This window comes from Micromonospora sp. KC213, from assembly GCF_004348325.1.
GTDB lineage: Bacteria > Actinomycetota > Actinomycetes > Mycobacteriales > Micromonosporaceae > Micromonospora.
Window position 1 is genome coordinate 1 of record NZ_SMKF01000037.1, and the last position, 16,605, is coordinate 16,605.

Sequence of the window (16,605 nt, forward strand, 5' to 3'; positions counted from 1 at the left end):
GGCGGCAGCAGGGCTGGGATCCGATGGGGGAACTCCAGTCGCTGCGCTCCGAGCTGAGCCGCCTGGTCGGCGGCCGGGGCACCTCCCCGGACGTCGAGCTGGCGGAGACCACCGACGGTTGGGAGGTGGTGGTGCGGCTGCCCGGGGTGGCGCCCGAGGAGGTCGCCGTCGAACTGGACGACCGGGAGCTGTGCGTCCGGGCCCGATCCGAGGCCGAGGTCAACGCCGACCACGGCATTCCCGGCGGGTTCGAGACCCGAGGCTTCGAATACCGGGTCGACCTGCCGTCGCGGGTGGACCCCGACGCCATCGACGCGGTGATGGACCACGGCCTATTGCGGGTCCATCTGCCCCGGGCCAAGCGGCCCGCGCCGCGCACCATCATCGTCGGCCACGCCGGCCAGCGCGGTGGTCCCGCCGCCGGGGGTACGCCCACCGTGACCGATCCCGCCGCGGACCGGGAACTGCACCACCCGGACACCGCCATCGAACGGCCGTAGGGGTCGCGTGGGTACCCCGTCACTGCTCGGCCCGGTGGGCGAGCGCGTACCCGACGTCTCCCGGATCGCGGTGCTGCGTGCCAACGCCCTCGGCGACTTCATCTTCCTGCTGCCGGCGTTGGAGTCGCTGCGGGCCGCGTACCCGGAGGCGGAGATCGTGCTGCTCGGCGCGCCGTGGCACGCGAAGCTCTGGCGCGACCGGCCCGGCCCGGTGGACCGGGTGCTGGTGATCCCGCCGGCGCCCGGCATCCGCGACCCGGACCCGGACGAGGAACCGGCCGCCATGGACGACTTCCTGACCGCCACGGCGAAGGAGGGCTTCGACCTGGCGTTGCAGGTGCACGGCGGCGGCGCCAACTCCAACCCAGTCGTCAGCCGGCTCGGTGCCCGGGTCACCGCCGGCCTGCGCGCCGACGGCGCGCCGCCGTTGGACCGCTGGATCCGGTACGTCTACTACCAGCACGAGGTGATCCGTTACCTGGAGGTCACCGCCCTGGTCGGCGCGCCCGCCGTCACGATCATCCCCGCGCTGGCCGTCACCGACGCCGACCGCGCCGAGGCGCGCCACGTGCTCGGCGAGCCGGACCGGCAGCGCGTCGCGCTGCACCCGGGGGCCACCGACAGCCGCCGCCGCTGGCCCGCCGACCGCTTCGGCGAGGTCGCCCGCGCACTGCACCACGACGGGTACGAGGTGCTGGTCACCGGCACCCCCGCCGAACAGGACCTGGTGGACGCGGTCGTCGCGGCGGCCGGCGTGCCGGTCCGTCCGCAGGTCGGCACGCTCGGCCTCGGCGGGCTGGCCGCCGCGTACCAGGGCTGTGCGCTGGTCGTCTCCAACGACACCGGGCCGCTGCACCTGGCCGGCGCGGTCGGCACCGCCACCGTCGGCGTGTACTGGCTCGGCAACCTGATCAACGGAGCGACGCCGCTGCGCGCCCGACACCGGCCGATCGCCTCCTGGACGACGCACTGCCCGGTCTGCGGGGTCGACTGCACCCCGGGGATCTACCCGCACCGCCCGGGCGACGGCGACTGCCCGCACCGGGACTCGTTCGTCGCGGACGTGCCGGTGGTGGAGGTGCTGGAGGCCGCCGCCGAGTTGCTGCACCCGGAGCCGGGCACCCCGGACGCCTGACGGTCCCCCTCAGGCCGGCTGGGGGGTGTCGGAGTCGGCGAGCACCACCTCCCACGCCTCCACGTCGCGTTCGGTGACGGTGGTCGGTGACTCCAGGTGGTACGCGCCGCTGGGCAGGACCCCCGCGCCGCCGTGGCGCGCCATCACCGCGAGTTGCGCGGCGACGTCCTCCCCCTGGTGTTTCTCCTGCACCCGCCGCCAGAAGTCGAAGCCGCCGCAGTCGACCAACGCCGCCCGGTCGTACAGCACGCAGCCGCCGACCCAGGAGACCTTGTACGCCCGCCAGGCCCCGGGCGGCAGGTCCAGCTTCCGCGTCACGTGCAGCAGGTTCGCCGCCGGGTGGATCGACGCCCGCTGCCACTGCCGGGTGCCCGGGCGGATCCGCTCCGGTACGACCGGCCCGTCCCACTCCTCGTAGTGCTCGTGGGTTTCCGGGCGCACGTCGTCGACGTACGACAAGCCGTGCACCGCGTTACCGACGAAGCCGCAGCGCAGCTCGCCGATCGCGGTGACCAGCCGGTGCAGGGTGCCCGGTTCCAGCCAGACGTCGTCGTCGAGGCAGAGCACGTACCGGGCCACGGAACGGTCCAGCAGGTACGCCCGGTGCTCGGCCAACCCGCGCCGGGGCAGCCGACGGGTCAGCAGTACCGGGTGACCCCGGTGGCGCAGCACCCGGACCATGGTGGCCGCCGCCGGGTGCGCGTACGCCGGTTCGCCGTCGGACTGGTCGCTGATCACCACACCGAACCCGTCGACCCCCTCCTGGGCGGCCAGCCCGGAGAGGGTGACCGCCAGTTCGGCGGGACGGTTGCGGGTCGGTACCAGCACGTCGAGTTCGCGGGGTCGACGGAACTCCTCGGCCGAGCCGGGGTCGAGCGGTCGGTTCACGCGGTCCTGCCCATACGGTGCGCTGTGGTGGTGCCGGTCGCGCCCACCGACGGCGGTCCATTGTTCCCGGCTTGGTCGGGCTGCGGCGACGCGTTCCCCTGGGCACGGATCCGGTCGATGATGGCGGAGGTGGACCGGTCCGGCACGTACCCGAGGGTGCGGACCTGGCCCCCGAGCCGGCGTACCAGCGGCGCCTCCGGCACCATCTCCGGCGGATAGTCGCCGCCCTTGACGTACACGTCGGGCCGGACGGTCTCGATGAGGGCGGCCGGCGAGTCCTCCTCGAAGATCACCACGTGGTCCACGCAGGACAGCGCGGCGAGCAGGGCGGTGCGGTCCTCCACCGGGTTGACCGGCCGGTCCGGGCCCTTGAGCCGGCGGACGCTGCTGTCCGAGTTCACCGCCACCACCAGTAGATCACCCAGCGTGCGGGCCTGCTCCAGGTACCGCACGTGGCCGGGATGCAGCACGTCGAAGCAGCCGTTGGTGAACACGATGGACCGGCCGGCCCGCCGGTGGTCGGCGACGATCGCGTCCAGCTCGTCCCGGCCGACCAGCGGGGGGTGGGCGGCCCCGCCCGGGGTCGTGCCGAGGGCGGCGAGCAGGTCGTCGCGGCGGCACACGCAGGTGCCGGTGTCCGACACGGTGATGGTGGCGGCGAGCTGCGCCAGCTGGGCGGCGGTGGCCAGCGGCGCGTCGGCCGCCAGGGCCAGCGTCATCGCCGCCAGGTAGGCGTCGCCCGCACCGACCGCGTGGCTGGCCGGCACCGGGACGCTGTGGCTGCGGCGGGGCTCGCCGTCCGCGCCGGCGACCACCGCCCCCTCGGTGTCCAGGGTCACCGCCACCACGTCCGCGCCGGTGTGCTCGCGCAACTCGGCCAGGCGGGACTCGGCGAGCACCACCCGGTCGACGCCCTCGCCGACGGTGACGCCGGCACCGGTGACGCTGCGACCGTCCGCGCTCAACGCGACCCGTCCCGTACGCGGGGTCGACCCGGTCGATCCGGTCGGGGGGTGGCCGAAGCCGGGCGGGTCGGTGCTCAGCGGGCGTTCGCCCGCGCCACCCGGTGCGGCCCCGACGACGAGTTCCGACGGCCCGTCGGACGGGTCGGCGGGCGGATGGTCGAGGTGCAGTTCGGAAGCGGCGGCACGGGTGGGTACGGGCATGGCGCCGAAACCGGCCGCGGCGCGGGCCAGTAGCCGGGCGGCCTCGGCGAAGCTCGGGGTCACCACGGTCGGGGCGAGACCGCGCCAGTCGGCCAGGTCGTGGGCGTCCAACGCCACCGTCGGGTAGCGGTCGCGGTTGGCGACCAGCCAGGCGCGTACCGGTGCGGGCAGCGCGCCCAGGCCGTAGTCGCACACCACCAGGGTGGGTGCCGTGCCGGCGGCGGCCTTCAGCTCCTCGGTGGCGCAGTCCAGCGCGGTGAGCAGGCACCCCACCCCGTCGGCGTCGAGCGGGTCCTCGGGGTCGCCGGAGTCCTCGCGGAGCAGGATCTGGTTGCCGGCCAGCATCCGCCGTTTCACCGGCGTGGGCCGGTGCTGCTGGCTGACCGTACGGTCCCAGACGCCCGCGCGATCCAGGCAGTCGTGCAGTTCGTCGCCGGCCACGTCGGCACCGACCGGGGCGACCAGCAGCGCCCGGCCGCCGAGGGTCGCGACGTTGACCGCCGTGTTGGCCGCACCGCCGGCGGCGGAGATGCGCCGGCGCAGGGTGAGGACCGGGGCGGGCGCCTCGCGGCAGAGTCGGTCGGACTCGGCGAAACGCCACTCGTCGAGCATGGCGTCGCCGACGACCAGGACGGGACGCCCCAGCCAGCTCTCCACGACGGTGGCGAGCCGGCGCTGTTCCGCTGCTGCTCCTGCCATGCTCTGCCGACTCCCCCCAGGCCCGCCGACCAAACCCGCCCCGGCCCGGTTGATCATGGATTTGGTGGCGGTGAGACCTCATGGTCACCGGAGGGTGGTGGCGGGGCGGGGGGTCACTTCAGGATCAGGCGGTTGGTCTGCTCGAAGACGTCCAGGTCGGCCAGGGTCTCCGGGACCGAGGCGGACAGCGGCGAGGGGAACGCGTTGCGGGGGAAGAAGGCGGCGTCGATGGTCTCGTCGGTCACCCGGGCGAGTTCGCCGTCCCAGTCCTCGACCCGGAACGCCGTGGTGAAGATCTGGTACGTGTGGCCGTACATGTTGGTGTGGGTGCGGTCCGGGCCGGTGTACAGGGCGAAGGCGCTGACCCGCAGCGCCCGCAGGCCGGTCTCCTCGCGGACCTCGCGCACCGCGCAGTCGGCGATCGACTCGCCCAGTTCCATCGCGCCCGCCGGCAGCGCCCAGTGGCCGTTGTCCGAGCGTTGGATCAGCAGGACCCGACCGGCGTTGTCGCGTACCACGGCACGGGCGCCGACGAACATCAGCGTCCGGTCACCGGCCAGGGCGCGCAACTGTCCCACGTACGAGTCGGCCCAGGAGATGCTCACCCCGACAATTTACGCAGGCGGATCCGCCCGCCCGGTGAGTTTCGGGGGTTCCCAACATGTGACCGGCGACACTAACTTTGATGCCAGGGAAGCCGGCATCGGCCTTGACGTCCGAAAGGTGGCAGGCCCGTAACGGTTTTCGGCGATTCGTCGCCGATTGGGTGGGGACCCTACTCCTGAGGCATCCCTCCCAGGGGCGGCCCCGGCGTTCGCACCGCGCCGGGGCCGCCTTCCTGTGCGGGGCGACCCGCACCGTCATTCTCCCGAAGTCGCGTCGGTGCTGTCCGGACAATCCATGAAACACCCTCACGAACTACTCTTCGGCGGTGCTGATCAGGACCTTTCCCACTACCGAGTCTTCCACCGCCTGGTGCGCCGCTGCGGTCTCGGCCAGCGGGAACCGGTGCAGTGGCAGCCCGGCCTCCGCGCCCACCCGTACGCCACCCTGGGCGACCGCCGCCGCCACATCGGTCACCGCCTGCGCCTTGGCCGCCCGCGGCGCGGTGTAGACGAGGACGAACTGCCAGCGGGCGTTGGCCACCATCAGCGGCCGGATCGGCAGGGTCACCTCGTCCCCGCCGTCGTCGGCGTACACACAGACCGCGCCGCCGGCCCGCAACAGCGCGACGTCCGCCGCGGCGTTACGGGCGGCGGACACCTCGACGATCGTGTGCACCCCGTCGGGCGCGATCTTGCGGACCTCCCGGACCACATCCTGCTCCCGGTAGTTCACCACGAACGACGCCCCGGCCGCCGCGGCCAGTTGGCCCTTCTCCGGGCTGCTCACCGTGGCGACCACGCACGCGTCCGCCCAGGCGGCGAGCTGGACGGCCGCGTTGCCGACCGCGCCCGCGCCGCCCTGCACCAGCACCACATGATCGCTGAGCGCACCCGGGTGCAGCTTGCCCGGCATGTACTCGCCGGCCGTCAGGCAGCGGTGCGCGGTCAGGAAGGGGATGCCCAGGCAGGCGCCCAGGTCGAAGGAGGCGCCGCCGAGCGGCACCGCCTGCCGGACCGGCACCACCGTGTACTCCGCCGCGGTGCCCCACGGCCGCTGCCACGCGGCCTCCCAGACCCACACCCGCTCGCCGACCAACTCCTGGTCGACGCCCGCGCCGACCGCCTCGACCACGCCCGCGCCGTCCTGGCCAGGGGTCTGCCAGCCGGCCGGCAGCGGCCACTGCCGCCGCCCCTTACAGTCGGTCGGATTCACCCCGGAAACGGCGAGCCGAACCAGCACCTCACCCGCTCCCGGCTCCGGCACCGGCCGGTCGACCAGCTCAAGCACGGAGGGGTCACCGGTGCGTTCGTACACGATCGCCTTCATCACCGTCTCCTCAAGCTCGGATCGAAGCCCTACCCGGACTGGACGGGATCATTCCGATCCGGCTCGCTGCGCGAACCGTATAACCCGGTAGTCGCCGACAGGGGAGTGATCATGCGGGACATACCGGTACTGGTGGCGCCGAGGCCGTCCGGCGCGCAGGCAACGGGGAACGACCTCCCGGTGGACGATCCGGAACCAGCCTCACCACGCCCGACGGCGGACGAGCCCGGGCGGCCCTTCCTGCCGTGCTCCAGCCGCAGCCGGCGCATCTGACGGGGGAGGGCCGGTACGGTGACCCGGTCAAACCGGCGTGCCCGGTCTCCTGGCGTGCCTGATCTCTCGGCGTGCCCGGTCGGTAAGCTTTCGCGGGGGCGTCCCGCGCCGACGACCCGCAACGCCCGCCAGGTCAGCCGAGTCGCTCCACGACCTCCGGCGTGAGAGCGTCCACCGAGGCCAACGTCACGGCGGCCAGCGCCGCCGCGTCCGGGTCCAGCGGGTACGCCCCGTGCGGCACCGCCACCACCCGCATGCCGGCGGCGGCCGCGGAGCGTACCCCGTTGGAGGAGTCCTCGATCGCGACGCAGCGGGCCGGGTCGACGCCGAGCCGTTCGGCGACGGCGAGCCAGACGTCCGGCGCGGGCTTGCCCCGCGCGGTCTCCTCGGTGGAGAGGGTGACCCGGAAGGCGTCGGCCAGGCCGGTGGCGGCCAGCGCCGCCGCGATCAGCCGGGTGGGCGAGGAACTGGCCAGCCCCAGCGGCCACCGCCCGGCCATCCGGCGCACCACCGTGTCGGCGTCGTCGATCAGCGGTACCCGCCGCGCGTACCGTCGGGTCATCTCCTCGACCACCTCGGTGGCGACCTGCGCCGAGGTACGGTCGACGCCCAACTCGCCGCTGAGGTAGTCGGCCCACTCGCCGGTGCTCATCCCCATCAGCCGGCGCTGGGTGTCCGGCTGCCAGGTGCCACCGTGCGTGGCCACGTACGCCCGCCGCACCTCCTCCCAGACCGGCTCCGAGTCCACGATCACGCCGTCCAGGTCGAAAATCACCGCATCCACCGTCACCCGTCCATCCTCTCCGACCCGGGGCCATCTCTCACCCTTCACCCCGCCGCCCGGCCCGCGCTGCCGTGCGGCCCGCGCCGCCACCAGCCTCGCCGGCTGCGGCATCCTGGGTGTCGCGGCGTCGGGACAGGGCAGGGTGCCGCACTCGGCGCCACCGCGGCTCGGACCGCCCCGGGGTGGTCAGGGCTGCGGGGCGGGCAGGCCGATCGGGTTGTTGTCGGGGAGGATCCGGTAGCAGGACCGGGCCAGCGGGTCGAGGAGCTCCCGGAGGCGGGCGGTGCGGTCCGGGCCGAGCGCCAGCCAGGGGCGTGCGGCAGCCTGATCGGTGGCCTCCTCGATCGCCTGGAAGCCGGCCCGACCAACGGCGGTCGGCCGGCCGTCCGCGTCCAGCCAGCCGCGCGCGGCCAGCCGGCCCCGGGCCGCCTGCCACTGCTCCTCCGACCAGCCCCGGCCGAGCAGGTTCTGTGGTGGCTGGTCGACCGCGACCCGCCAGGCCAGCGCCTCCACCGGGTCGAGCCCGGCAGCGACCAGGGCGGCGATGTGCCCGTCGCCCCGCGCCTCGCGCAGCGTGGTGGCGGCCTGCCAGAGCCGGGCCAACGGGTATTCGCCCCCGGGCAGGGCCGCGTTTGCCGCGCCGAGCATCCGGCCGGCCGTGTCCAGCGAACCCGCCGCCGCCTCCAACAGCTCGGCGGCCTCGGCCAGGTGCCTCTCCGGCAGCTCGTACAGCAGCTCGGCCAGGGCCTGCACGGCCCCGGTCAGTCGGGCCCGCAGCGCCTCCTGCGGGGTGGCCAGCTGCCAGACGGCGGGCAGCGCCCGGCTCACCATGGACGGGGCGAAGGTGAAGAACACCGCGACCACCGGGGCGGCGTCGACCGGCCCGAGCGGTGCGGCCCGGCCCGCGAAGTAGCCCCGCCAGTAGCCGCGCAACCCGACCGCCTCGTACGCCGCCCGGGCCCGGGGGTGGAAGTAGGTGACGGCGTGCACGGGTTCGAACAGCGTCCACATCACCCGGGCGGTCCGCCCCGGATCGTCGTCCAGTGCCGGCACGTGCACCTCCGCCATGGTGAGGGGTCACCGGGTGGCGGCGAACCGCCCACGGTGACCCCGAACCTACTGCCCGTACCGGACGACCGGGAAGGCCGGTGTGGCCTACTGCACGGCGAGGATGTCCACCACGAACCGCAGGGGGCCGGCGGGGGCGCCGGGCCGCTGCGGCTTCTCCCCGTACGCCATCTCGGCCGGGATGTCCAGCTGCACCCGGCTGCCCACGGTCTGGCCCTGCATGCCCTGGTCCCAACCGGGGATGACGTTGCCCTGTCCGAGGACGAAGGAGAACGGCTCGGACCGCTTCCAGGACGCGTCGAACTCGTCGCCGGTGCGGTACGAGACGCCGACGTAGTTGACGGTGATCTGCTGGCCCGCCTGGGCGGCCGGGCCGGTGCCACGGATCAGCGGCGCGGCCTTCAGCCCGGTCAGCTCGCCCTCGCCCTTGCTGACCTGCGGCTTGGTGCAGAGTGCCTGGTCGGCGCCCTGCGGCAGGGTGGGGAAGCCACCCGGGCAGCCGGTCGGCGCGGCGGCCGGTTTCGGCTCCTCCTGGCCGCTGCGGGTCACCACGAACACCCCGACGATCACCGCGATGACGGCGACACCAGCGAGCGCGCCAAGCCACGCCTGCCGGCGCTTCTTCGCCTCGGCGGCCTTCTGCGCGGCCAACTGGGCGGCCAGCCGCCGTTGCGCTTTCGTCTCCGGCCCCTGGCCCGTCGACGGGTTCTCCGTACGCTCGCTCACGTCCTCGACTCCCTGCTGGTTGGGTGACCGCCCCGGCGACCCGGTGCCGTGGCCAGCGCACACGGTACCCGGATCGATGCCGTCGGTGCGCTGTCGCCCGCCCGGTACGCCACCGGCCGTCCCGCACAATCCTCCACCGTCCGCCTCGTCCCAGCCGGCGGACCCGGCAGCGGTAGATTTCGACCATGGCGATCCTCACCGACGAAGACCTGGCCCTGCTCTCCGAGCCGCAGCTGGCCCACGTGGCGACCATCGAGGCAGACGGCACCCCGCACGTCACCCCGGTCTGGGTGGACACCGACGGCGAGCACATCGTGTTCAACACCGCCAAGGGGCGGCAGAAGTACGTCAACATCCAGCGCAACCCGGTGGTGGCGGTGTCGGTGGTGGACAAGGCGAACGACTTCCGGACCCTGTGGGTGAAGGGCACCGCCGAGTTCGTCACCGAGGGCGCGGACGAGCACATCGACCGGATGGCGAAGAAGTACCTCGGGCAGGACACCTACCCGTTCCGGCAGCCGGGTGAGGAGCGGGTGATCGTCCGGATCACCCCGACCGGAAAGCTCGGCCGGGGCTGACGGACCGAGCCGCCTGACGGTGCCGGGGAGATTCGTCCCGGCACCGTCAGGCGGTCTTGCGGGGAGCGGCCTTCTTCTCCGCGGCCTTCTTCGCCGGAGCCTTGGCCGCCTTCTTCTCCGCGGTCTTCTTGGCGGCGGTCTTCTTCGCCGGGGCCGCCTTCTTGGTCGCCTTCTTCTCGGCGGTCTTCTTCTCCGGAGCCGCCTTCTTCGCCGAACGGGCCGCCGAGATCGGGGTCGGTTCGCCCGCGCCACCCGCCGGTGCCTCGCCCCGGGCGGCCCGGGCCCGCTCCACCGATGCCTTCAACGCCGCCATCAGGTCCACCGCGGCGGCCGGCGCGGCCTCTTCCTCCTCCGGCTGCACCACCTCACGCCCCTCGACCTTGGCGTCGATGACCTCCTGCAGGGCGGCCCGGTAGTCGTCGGTGAAGGCGTCCGGATCGAACTCCCCGGCCATCGAGTCGATCAGCGAGGCGGCCATCGCCAGCTCCGGCGGGCGGACCTTCAGGTCCTCGTCGAGGAAACCGAAGTCGGGGGTCCGCACCTCGTCCGGCCAGAGCATCGTGTTGAGCAGCAGCACGCCCTCGCGTACCCGCAGGGTGGCCAGCTGCTCCCGCTGGCGGATCGCCACCTTGACGATCGCCACCCGCTCCGAGTCGGCGAGCGCGTCGCGCAGCAGCACGTACGGTTTGGTCGCCGCGCCCTCCGGCTCCAGGAAGTACGCCTTGTTGTAGAGGATCGGGTCGACCTGCTCCGCCGGCACGAACTCCAGCACGTCGATCGCGTGCGACGTGCTCAGCGGCAGCTCGGCGAAGTCCTCGTCGGTGAGGATCACCATCTCGCCGCCGCCCAGGTCGTAGCCCTTGGCGATGTCGTCGTAGGTGACCTCCTCGCCGCACACCGAACAGGTGCGTTTGTAGCGGATCCGCCCGCCGTCGGACCGGTGCACCTGGTGGAACCGGATGTCCTTCTCCTCGGTGGCCGAGTAGAGCTTCACCCCGATGGAGACCAGCCCGAAGGACACCGCCCCCTTCCAGATGGCCCGCATGCCGTTCTCCTCTCCCCGGTCTGACCAGGATCCCAAACGATCGAAGCGCACGCACGCGCTTCCGTGCGCAACTACAGTCAGGACGTGCCCGGCGCGCCGCTCAAGCCGATGCTCGCGATGACCGGGCAGCTCCCGGTCGGTGCCGGCTGGGCCTACGAGTTCAAGTGGGACGGGGTTCGCGCCCTCGCCGATGTCACCGGCGACCGGCAACACCTGTACGCGCGCAGCGGCGTGGAGATCACCACCGCGTACCCCGAGCTGATCCCGCTGGCCGAGCAGGTCGACGACGCGCTGCTCGACGGCGAGGTGGTGCTCTTCAACGCCGCCGGGCAGCCCTCGTTCACCGCACTGGCCGAACGGATGCACGTGCGGGACCGGGCCAAGGCGGCCCGGCTGGCGGCGACCGTCCCGGTCACGTACATGATCTTCGACCTGCTGCGGCTGCGCGGCGAGGACCTCACCGGATGGCCGTACCACCGGCGGCGGGCGGCCCTCGACGGCCTGGGCCTGGGCGCGGCGCGGTGGGCGGTGCCGCCCTCGTTCGCTGACGGGGCCGCCACCTACGCGGCGGCGGGCGAGCACGGCCTGGAGGGGGTGATGGCCAAGCGGGTCGACTCGGTCTACCGGCCGGGGGTGCGCTCGCCGGACTGGGTGAAGGTGAAACTGGAGGTCACCGGCGACTTCGTGGTCGGCGGCTGGCGTCCCGGCGCGCGGAAGATCGGTGGCCTGCTGGTCGGGGTGCCCCGTCCGGACGGCCGGCTCACCTACCGGGGCCGGGTCGGCGGGGGAATCGGCGCGGCGATCGAGCGCGAGCTGCTCCGGGAGCTGGAACCGCTGCGTACCGGCGGGTCGCCGTTCGCCGGGGACGTGCCGCGCGAGGATGCCCGAGGGGCGATCTGGGTAACCCCACGGGTGGTGGTGGAGGTCAAGTACGGCCAACGCACGCCGGACGGCCGGCTGCGGTTCCCCCGGGTGCTGCGGCTGCGGCCCGACAAGCCGCCGGAGGAGGTGGACGATGCCGGGTGAGCGGCTGAAAGTCGAGGTCGAGGGACGCCCGCTGGAGCTGTCCAACCTGGACAAGGTGCTCTATCCGGAGGCCGGGTTCACCAAGGGCGAGGTGATCGACTACTACACCCGGATCGCGCCGGTGCTCCTGCCGCACCTGGCCGACCGGGCGCTGACCCGGATCCGCTTCCCCAACGGCGTCACCGGCGGCTCGTTCTTCGAGAAGAACGCCCCGGCCGCGACCCCCGACTGGGTACGCACCGAGACGCTGCCCGCCCCCGGGTCGAGCAAGGGGCGGGAGACCATCGACTACGTGGTCGCCGACGACCTGCCCACCCTGGTCTGGCTGGCCAACCTCGCCGCGCTGGAACTGCACACGCCGCAGTGGAAGATCGGCGAACATCCGGACATGATGGTCGTCGACCTCGACCCCGGGGCGCCCGCCGCCCTGAGGCAGTGCTGCCAGGTGGCGCTGCTGATGCGCGACCGGCTCGGGCTCGACGGGGTGGTCTGCTATCCGAAGACGTCCGGAAAGAAGGGCATGCAGCTCTGCTGCCCCATCGCCGGTACGCAGTCCTCCGAGCTTGTTTCCGACTACGCCAAGCGGATCGCCCAGGAGCTGGAGCGGGCGCACCCGAAGCTGATCGTGTCGAAGATGGCGAAGAACCTGCGCCCCGGAAAGATCTTCATCGACTGGAGTCAGAACAACGCGGCGAAGACCACCGTCGCCCCGTACTCGCTGCGCGCCCAACCGGTTCCGTCGGTGTCAACCCCGCTGACCTGGGACGAGGTCGAGGCCGGCGCGGCGGGCAAGCGGCCGGCAACCCGCCCCTACACCTCCACCGATGTGCTCAGGCGGGTGGAGAAACAGGGTGACCTGCTGGCACCGCTGCTCGACGGCGGTCCCGAACTGCCCGCCCGCTGAGGCCCCTCAGGCGTACGGCCACGTGGTGTACGAGATGCGCGCGTTCAGGTTGGCCGGCACGCCTCGCCAGGCGTAGCAGTTCACCTCGACGACCGTGTCCGCCCCGGAACGACCCCAGCTCGCCAACACGCAGTGCCCCCGGATCGGCTGGCTGTCGAAGTGCGGGGCGTGCGCGTTGACGAAGGCGGTGCCGTAACTGGCCCCGGTGTTCCGGAACGTCATCTGGTAGCGGCCGGTGCCGAGCAACGTACGCCGGGCTCCGCCGTAGTCGCCCAGCGTCGAGTTGTACGCGTCGCCGCTGATCACCCCGTCGCGTACGTCCTCGCCGTAGAGGGTGCCGCTGGCGAAGCGCGGGCCGGCCGAGTGGCCGAGCAGGTCCACCCGGGTCCCGTAGGTGACCGCGAAACGGGCGTCGACCGGGGTGCCGGCCGCGTTGGCGCAGCGGACCTGCCAGTGGTCGGGCCAGGAGATCTGGCAGTTCACCGCGGTGGTGCCGAGCGCGGTGACGTGGGTCAGCGGGAAGTACGCGGTGCCGGGCGGTTCCGGGTTCGGGTTCATCCGGAACTGGTAGCGGCCCGTCTCCAGGCGCTCGTACCGGATCTCCCCACCCGTGGAGTCGTACCCGTAGCCGGCCGGCAGGGTGCGCAACCCGGCCGGTGCCGCCTGGTCGGTAACGAACCAGGCCAGCCGACCCTGGTGGATCTGCCGACGGTTGGTGAAGGTCGCCACGAAACGGCTGTCCACCGGCGCGCCGGTCGCCGCGAAGCAGCGCACCTGGATCAGCAGGTCCGGGGCGACCAGGCTGCGGTACCAGCCGGCGATCGTGCAGTGCACCGGCCCGCCGTCGTACGCCACGACGTGCGCGACGCCGCCCCGGGCCGGCGCGTCCTCCAGCACCACCGTGTACGCCCCGGTGCCGGTGCGCCGCACCAGCACCCCACCGTCGGTGTTGGTGGCGGTGTAACCCCAGCTCGGACGGTACTCGGCGGTGGTCGGGGCGTGTGCCCAGACGGTGGCGGTGACCGTCGGGTCGATCTCGGGCAGCGGCTCGGCCCGGGCGGGCGACGCCCCGACCAGCACCACCCCGACCAGCAGGGCGGTCAACGCGGATCCCACTCGGCGTGTCCCTGGTCGCATCTGGCGGCCCTCCGTCCCGTACTCGTCGGCACCACCGGCTCGCGGGGGCGAACCGGGCGCCTTGCGTCGCGAGTCTGCCAACACCTGTCAACACCGCGTCTGGTGCCGGTGAACGCGGCCGGTGAGCAGTGCGAGATCTTGGCGAGTCGTGATTCGTCTCGAACGGCAACTCGCCAAGATCTGACGTCGGACGGCGCGCGATCACTTCGGGATGCGGGCTAGGGTGCTGGGCATGGCCGTTCACACGCCCGTGCCCGTACCGGCCTCCACCCTGGTCGGGACGGATCTTCCGCTGCTCACCTACCTCGACGACGCCACCGGAGAACGCACCGAGCTGAGCGCGTACCAGCTCGGCGAGTGGGCGTCCCGCTGCGCCGGGCTGCTGCGCGACGGCTGCGGGCTGGCCCCGGGCAGCCGGGTCGCGGTGCTGCTGCCGCCGCACTGGCGTACCGCCGCGGTGTTGCTCGGTGCCTGGTCGGTCGGGATGGCGGTGTCGTTCCGCCCCCGGGCGACGGCCGGGCTGCCGGTCCTGGAACCGGGCGGTGACCGGCCGTACGACGCGGTGTTCGTCACCCCGGAGCGGCTCGACGACTGGCTGGAGGACGTACCCGAGGGGGTGCACCGGTATCTGGTCGGCACCGCGCCCGGGGCGCTGACCGACGTGCCGGTCGGCTGGCTCGACTGGTCCGTGGAGGTGCTTCGGCACCCGGCCAACCCGCCCGACTACACCGCCGTCCGACCGGGCGACCCGGCCACTGCGGACGGCACCAGCTACGGCGCGTGGCGGCGGCTCGCGGGGGAGGTCGCCCAGCAGCTCGACCTGCGGGCCGGGGACCGGCTGCTCATCGACGCGGCCGAGCACGAGCAGCCACTGAAGTGGCTGCTCGCCCCGCTCGCCGCCGGCGCGTCCGTGGTGGTCGGTGCCCGCCTCGACCGGTCCCGCCTGGACGCCCACCTCGCCGCCGAGGGGATCACCCGGGTCCTGTGACACGGGCCGGATCGCGGGCTCAGTCGAGCGCGGCGGCGAACATGCCCGGCTGGTAGGAGCCGCCCTTCTGGTGCACGATCACGGCGATCCGGTTCGCCGCGTTGATCAGTGCGACGAGGCAGACCAGGGCGGCGATCTGGTCGTTGTCGTAGTGCTTGCGCACCTGGGCCCAGGTCTCGTCGGAGACGCCCGGGCTGGCGTCGGCGAGCCGGGTGCCCTCCTCGGCGAGCGCCAGCGCGGCCTGCTCCGCCTCGGTGAAGACGGTGGACTCGCGCCAGGCGGCGACCAGGTTGAGCCGTACCGCGCTCTCCCCGCCGGCGGCGGCCTCCTTGGTGTGCATGTCGATGCACCAGCCGCAGCCGTTGATCTGGCTGGCCCGCAACGACACCAGCTCCTGCGTCGACCTCGGCAGCGACGACTGCTGGATCACCTGACCGGCGTTGGCGAACCGCTTGAAGAACCTCATGGCGATCTCGTTGTCGAACATGTTGAATCGGGCGTCCATGGTGCCGTCCTTTGCTCTGTTCGGTAGGGGACGAACACGAGATGCCGGCGGCCGAGTCCCTGTGACGGCACGACCGGGTGACAGCGGCCACATGCCGGGGGCGTCACAGGACGGCGCGGGTCGGCATCTGGTGGGTGACGCAGTCGAGAGCGAACAGGAGTCACCCATGGCGGGCACGCCGCAGACCGCAGCCGAGGGCCGCCCGGACCGGGCCACCAAAGGCTTCCTGGCCCACCGCAACCTGCTCTTCACCGTGGCGTACGAGATGCTCGGCTCGGCCGCCGACGCGGAGGACGTACTCCAGGAGACCTGGCTGCGGTGGGCGGGCGTCGACCTCGCCACGGTCCGGGACCAGCGCGCCTACCTGGTCCGGATCACCACCCGCCAGGCGCTCATCCGGCTGCGGACGCTGGGCCGCCGCAAGGAGTCCTATGTCGGTTCGTGGCTGCCCGAGCCGCTGCTCACCGCGCCCGACGTCGCCGAGGACGTCGCGCTGGCCGACAGCGTCTCCATGGCGATGCTGCTGGTGCTGGAGACCCTCGCGCCGACCGAACGCGCGGTCTTCGTGCTCCGCGAGGTGTTCGACCTCGGATACGACGAGATCGCCGAAGCCGTGGACAGGAGCCCTGCCGCGGTCCGCCAGATCGCCCACCGGGCCCGCGCGCACGTCGCGGCCCGCCGCCCCCGCCAGGTCGTCTCACCCACCGAGACCCGGTACGCCCTCGACGCGTTCCAGCGGGCCGTCGAGACCGGCGACCTTCAGGGCCTGCTCGACATCCTCGCGCCGGACGTGGTCCTGCTCGGCGACGGTGGTGGCGTCAAGCAGGCCGTCCTGCGGCCCATCGTCGGGGTCGAGAAGGTGGCCCGGCTGGTGATCGGCGGGTGGGGCAAGGTCGCCGGCATCACCTCGCTGCGGCCGGCGCAGGTCAACGGCCAACCGGCGCTGGTGGTCCAGTTCGACGGCGAACTGGACACCGTGCTGGCCCTGCGCATCGACGAGGGCCTGATCAGCGGCATCTACGCCATCCGTAACCCCGAGAAGCTGTCCCACATGCAACGGGAGACGTTCCTGAGCCGTTGAGCCCCGTCATCCCACCTCGGGGCACGTGGCAGTTCGACCGTCCGCCGCATCTGCGCGACTACGAAGCTGATGACGTCAATGATTCACCGCCGCCGGAGCCAGGGCGCAAGCGGCGCGCACGCCGAGGTGTGCTCCGCTGGCAGCACTCGACGCCCGTCGCGCGTACTGGC

General features: G+C 73.0%; 17 protein-coding genes. 7 read left to right on the forward strand and 10 right to left on the reverse strand.

The genetic code is table 11. From position 1 onward, the window contains the following. Together E1166_RS10830 and E1166_RS10835 are read left to right on the forward strand one after the other, a co-directional pair. The coding region (locus tag E1166_RS10830; protein WP_132338086.1) for an Hsp20/alpha crystallin family protein at positions 1 to 500 on the forward strand (500 nt) is incomplete at its 5' end. A 7-nt stretch (positions 501 to 507) separates the two neighbouring features. Further along, complete coding sequence (locus tag E1166_RS10835; protein WP_132338088.1) at positions 508 to 1,635, forward strand: glycosyltransferase family 9 protein; 1,128 nt, start codon at positions 508 to 510, stop codon at positions 1,633 to 1,635. 9 nt (positions 1,636 to 1,644) lie between these two features. On the opposite strand, the gene E1166_RS10840 is transcribed toward E1166_RS10835, so the two are convergent. The 7 genes from E1166_RS10840 to E1166_RS10870 all read right to left on the reverse strand — a co-directional run bounded on the left by E1166_RS10840 (position 1,645) and on the right by E1166_RS10870 (position 9,171). Further along, positions 1,645 to 2,523: a glycosyltransferase family A protein gene (locus tag E1166_RS10840; RefSeq protein ID WP_132338090.1), complete on the reverse strand. Its 879-nt coding sequence runs from the start codon at positions 2,521 to 2,523 to the stop codon at positions 1,645 to 1,647. Continuing rightward, positions 2,520 to 4,388, reverse strand: a complete 1,869-nt coding sequence (gene rfaE2 / locus E1166_RS10845) for a D-glycero-beta-D-manno-heptose 1-phosphate adenylyltransferase (RefSeq protein ID WP_132338093.1) — start codon at positions 4,386 to 4,388, stop codon at positions 2,520 to 2,522. The genes E1166_RS10840 and rfaE2 overlap by 4 nt, the downstream gene beginning before the upstream one ends. A gap of 113 nt (positions 4,389 to 4,501) precedes the next feature. Beyond that, the gene (locus E1166_RS10850; protein WP_132338095.1) at positions 4,502 to 4,993 is read right to left on the reverse strand and encodes an NUDIX domain-containing protein; all 492 of its coding nucleotides are present in this window, start codon (positions 4,991 to 4,993) and stop codon (positions 4,502 to 4,504) included. A gap of 313 nt (positions 4,994 to 5,306) precedes the next feature. After that, positions 5,307 to 6,320 (reverse strand): NADPH:quinone reductase, encoded by a 1,014-nt coding sequence (locus tag E1166_RS10855; protein WP_132338097.1) that lies wholly within the window; start codon positions 6,318 to 6,320, stop codon positions 5,307 to 5,309. 406 nt (positions 6,321 to 6,726) lie between these two features. Beyond that, the gene (locus tag E1166_RS10860) at positions 6,727 to 7,383 is read right to left on the reverse strand and encodes an HAD family phosphatase (RefSeq protein WP_243710294.1); all 657 of its coding nucleotides are present in this window, start codon (positions 7,381 to 7,383) and stop codon (positions 6,727 to 6,729) included. Between the two features lie 180 nt (positions 7,384 to 7,563). Then, the gene (locus tag E1166_RS10865) at positions 7,564 to 8,388 is read right to left on the reverse strand and encodes a hypothetical protein (protein ID WP_132338150.1); all 825 of its coding nucleotides are present in this window, start codon (positions 8,386 to 8,388) and stop codon (positions 7,564 to 7,566) included. 144 nt (positions 8,389 to 8,532) lie between these two features. Continuing rightward, complete coding sequence (locus E1166_RS10870; protein WP_132338101.1) at positions 8,533 to 9,171, reverse strand: FKBP-type peptidyl-prolyl cis-trans isomerase; 639 nt, start codon at positions 9,169 to 9,171, stop codon at positions 8,533 to 8,535. A 185-nt stretch (positions 9,172 to 9,356) separates the two neighbouring features. Between E1166_RS10870 and E1166_RS10875 the strand changes: the two genes are divergently transcribed. Further along, complete coding sequence (locus tag E1166_RS10875) at positions 9,357 to 9,749, forward strand: PPOX class F420-dependent oxidoreductase (protein ID WP_132262988.1); 393 nt, start codon at positions 9,357 to 9,359, stop codon at positions 9,747 to 9,749. A 46-nt stretch (positions 9,750 to 9,795) separates the two neighbouring features. Here E1166_RS10875 and E1166_RS10880 read toward each other — a convergent pair whose 3' ends face one another. Then, positions 9,796 to 10,794 (reverse strand): Ku protein, encoded by a 999-nt coding sequence (locus E1166_RS10880; protein WP_132338103.1) that lies wholly within the window; start codon positions 10,792 to 10,794, stop codon positions 9,796 to 9,798. 84 nt (positions 10,795 to 10,878) lie between these two features. Between E1166_RS10880 and ligD (E1166_RS10885) the strand changes: the two genes are divergently transcribed. Both ligD (E1166_RS10885) and ligD (E1166_RS10890) read left to right on the forward strand, forming a co-directional pair. Beyond that, positions 10,879 to 11,820 (forward strand): non-homologous end-joining DNA ligase, encoded by a 942-nt coding sequence (ligD, locus tag E1166_RS10885; protein ID WP_132338105.1) that lies wholly within the window; start codon positions 10,879 to 10,881, stop codon positions 11,818 to 11,820. After that, positions 11,810 to 12,724 (forward strand): non-homologous end-joining DNA ligase, encoded by a 915-nt coding sequence (gene ligD, locus E1166_RS10890; RefSeq protein ID WP_132338107.1) that lies wholly within the window; start codon positions 11,810 to 11,812, stop codon positions 12,722 to 12,724. Before ligD (E1166_RS10885) ends, ligD (E1166_RS10890) begins: the two co-directional genes overlap by 11 nt. 6 nt (positions 12,725 to 12,730) lie before the next feature. Here ligD (E1166_RS10890) and E1166_RS10895 read toward each other — a convergent pair whose 3' ends face one another. After that, on the reverse strand, positions 12,731 to 13,840 hold the full coding sequence (locus E1166_RS10895) for a hypothetical protein (RefSeq protein WP_132338110.1): 1,110 nt from the start codon (positions 13,838 to 13,840) through the stop codon (positions 12,731 to 12,733). Positions 13,841 to 14,093: 253 nt separating this feature from the next. Here E1166_RS10895 and E1166_RS10900 point away from each other — a divergent pair, with 253 nt between their 5' ends. Further along, positions 14,094 to 14,849, forward strand: a complete 756-nt coding sequence (locus tag E1166_RS10900; RefSeq protein ID WP_132338112.1) for a TIGR03089 family protein — start codon at positions 14,094 to 14,096, stop codon at positions 14,847 to 14,849. 19 nt (positions 14,850 to 14,868) lie between these two features. On the opposite strand, the gene E1166_RS10905 is transcribed toward E1166_RS10900, so the two are convergent. After that, positions 14,869 to 15,354, reverse strand: a complete 486-nt coding sequence (locus E1166_RS10905; protein WP_132262976.1) for a carboxymuconolactone decarboxylase family protein — start codon at positions 15,352 to 15,354, stop codon at positions 14,869 to 14,871. A 166-nt stretch (positions 15,355 to 15,520) separates the two neighbouring features. On the opposite strand from E1166_RS10905, the gene E1166_RS10910 reads away from it, so the two are divergent. Then, positions 15,521 to 16,435 carry an RNA polymerase sigma-70 factor gene (locus tag E1166_RS10910; protein ID WP_132338114.1) on the forward strand — a complete coding sequence of 305 codons (915 nt, stop codon included), beginning with the start codon at positions 15,521 to 15,523 and terminating at the stop codon, positions 16,433 to 16,435. The last annotated feature ends 170 nt before the right edge of the window (positions 16,436 to 16,605 follow it).

What these genes read in the sequence shown, in the direction of transcription:
- E1166_RS10900 (WP_132338112.1), top strand. Translation starts at nt 14,094, where the DNA reads ATGGCCGTTCACACGCCCGTGCCCGTACCGGCCTCCACCCTGGTCGGG.
- E1166_RS10855 (WP_132338097.1), bottom strand. Translation starts at nt 6,320, where the DNA reads ATGAAGGCGATCGTGTACGAACGCACCGGTGACCCCTCCGTGCTTGAG.
- E1166_RS10865 (WP_132338150.1), bottom strand. Translation starts at nt 8,388, where the DNA reads ATGTGGACGCTGTTCGAACCCGTGCACGCCGTCACCTACTTCCACCCC.
- E1166_RS10880 (WP_132338103.1), bottom strand. Translation starts at nt 10,794, where the DNA reads ATGCGGGCCATCTGGAAGGGGGCGGTGTCCTTCGGGCTGGTCTCCATC.
- E1166_RS10875 (WP_132262988.1), top strand. Translation starts at nt 9,357, where the DNA reads ATGGCGATCCTCACCGACGAAGACCTGGCCCTGCTCTCCGAGCCGCAG.
- rfaE2 (WP_132338093.1), bottom strand. Translation starts at nt 4,388, where the DNA reads ATGGCAGGAGCAGCAGCGGAACAGCGCCGGCTCGCCACCGTCGTGGAG.
- E1166_RS10910 (WP_132338114.1), top strand. Translation starts at nt 15,521, where the DNA reads ATGGCGGGCACGCCGCAGACCGCAGCCGAGGGCCGCCCGGACCGGGCC.
- ligD (WP_132338107.1), top strand. Translation starts at nt 11,810, where the DNA reads ATGCCGGGTGAGCGGCTGAAAGTCGAGGTCGAGGGACGCCCGCTGGAG.
- E1166_RS10905 (WP_132262976.1), bottom strand. Translation starts at nt 15,354, where the DNA reads ATGGACGCCCGATTCAACATGTTCGACAACGAGATCGCCATGAGGTTC.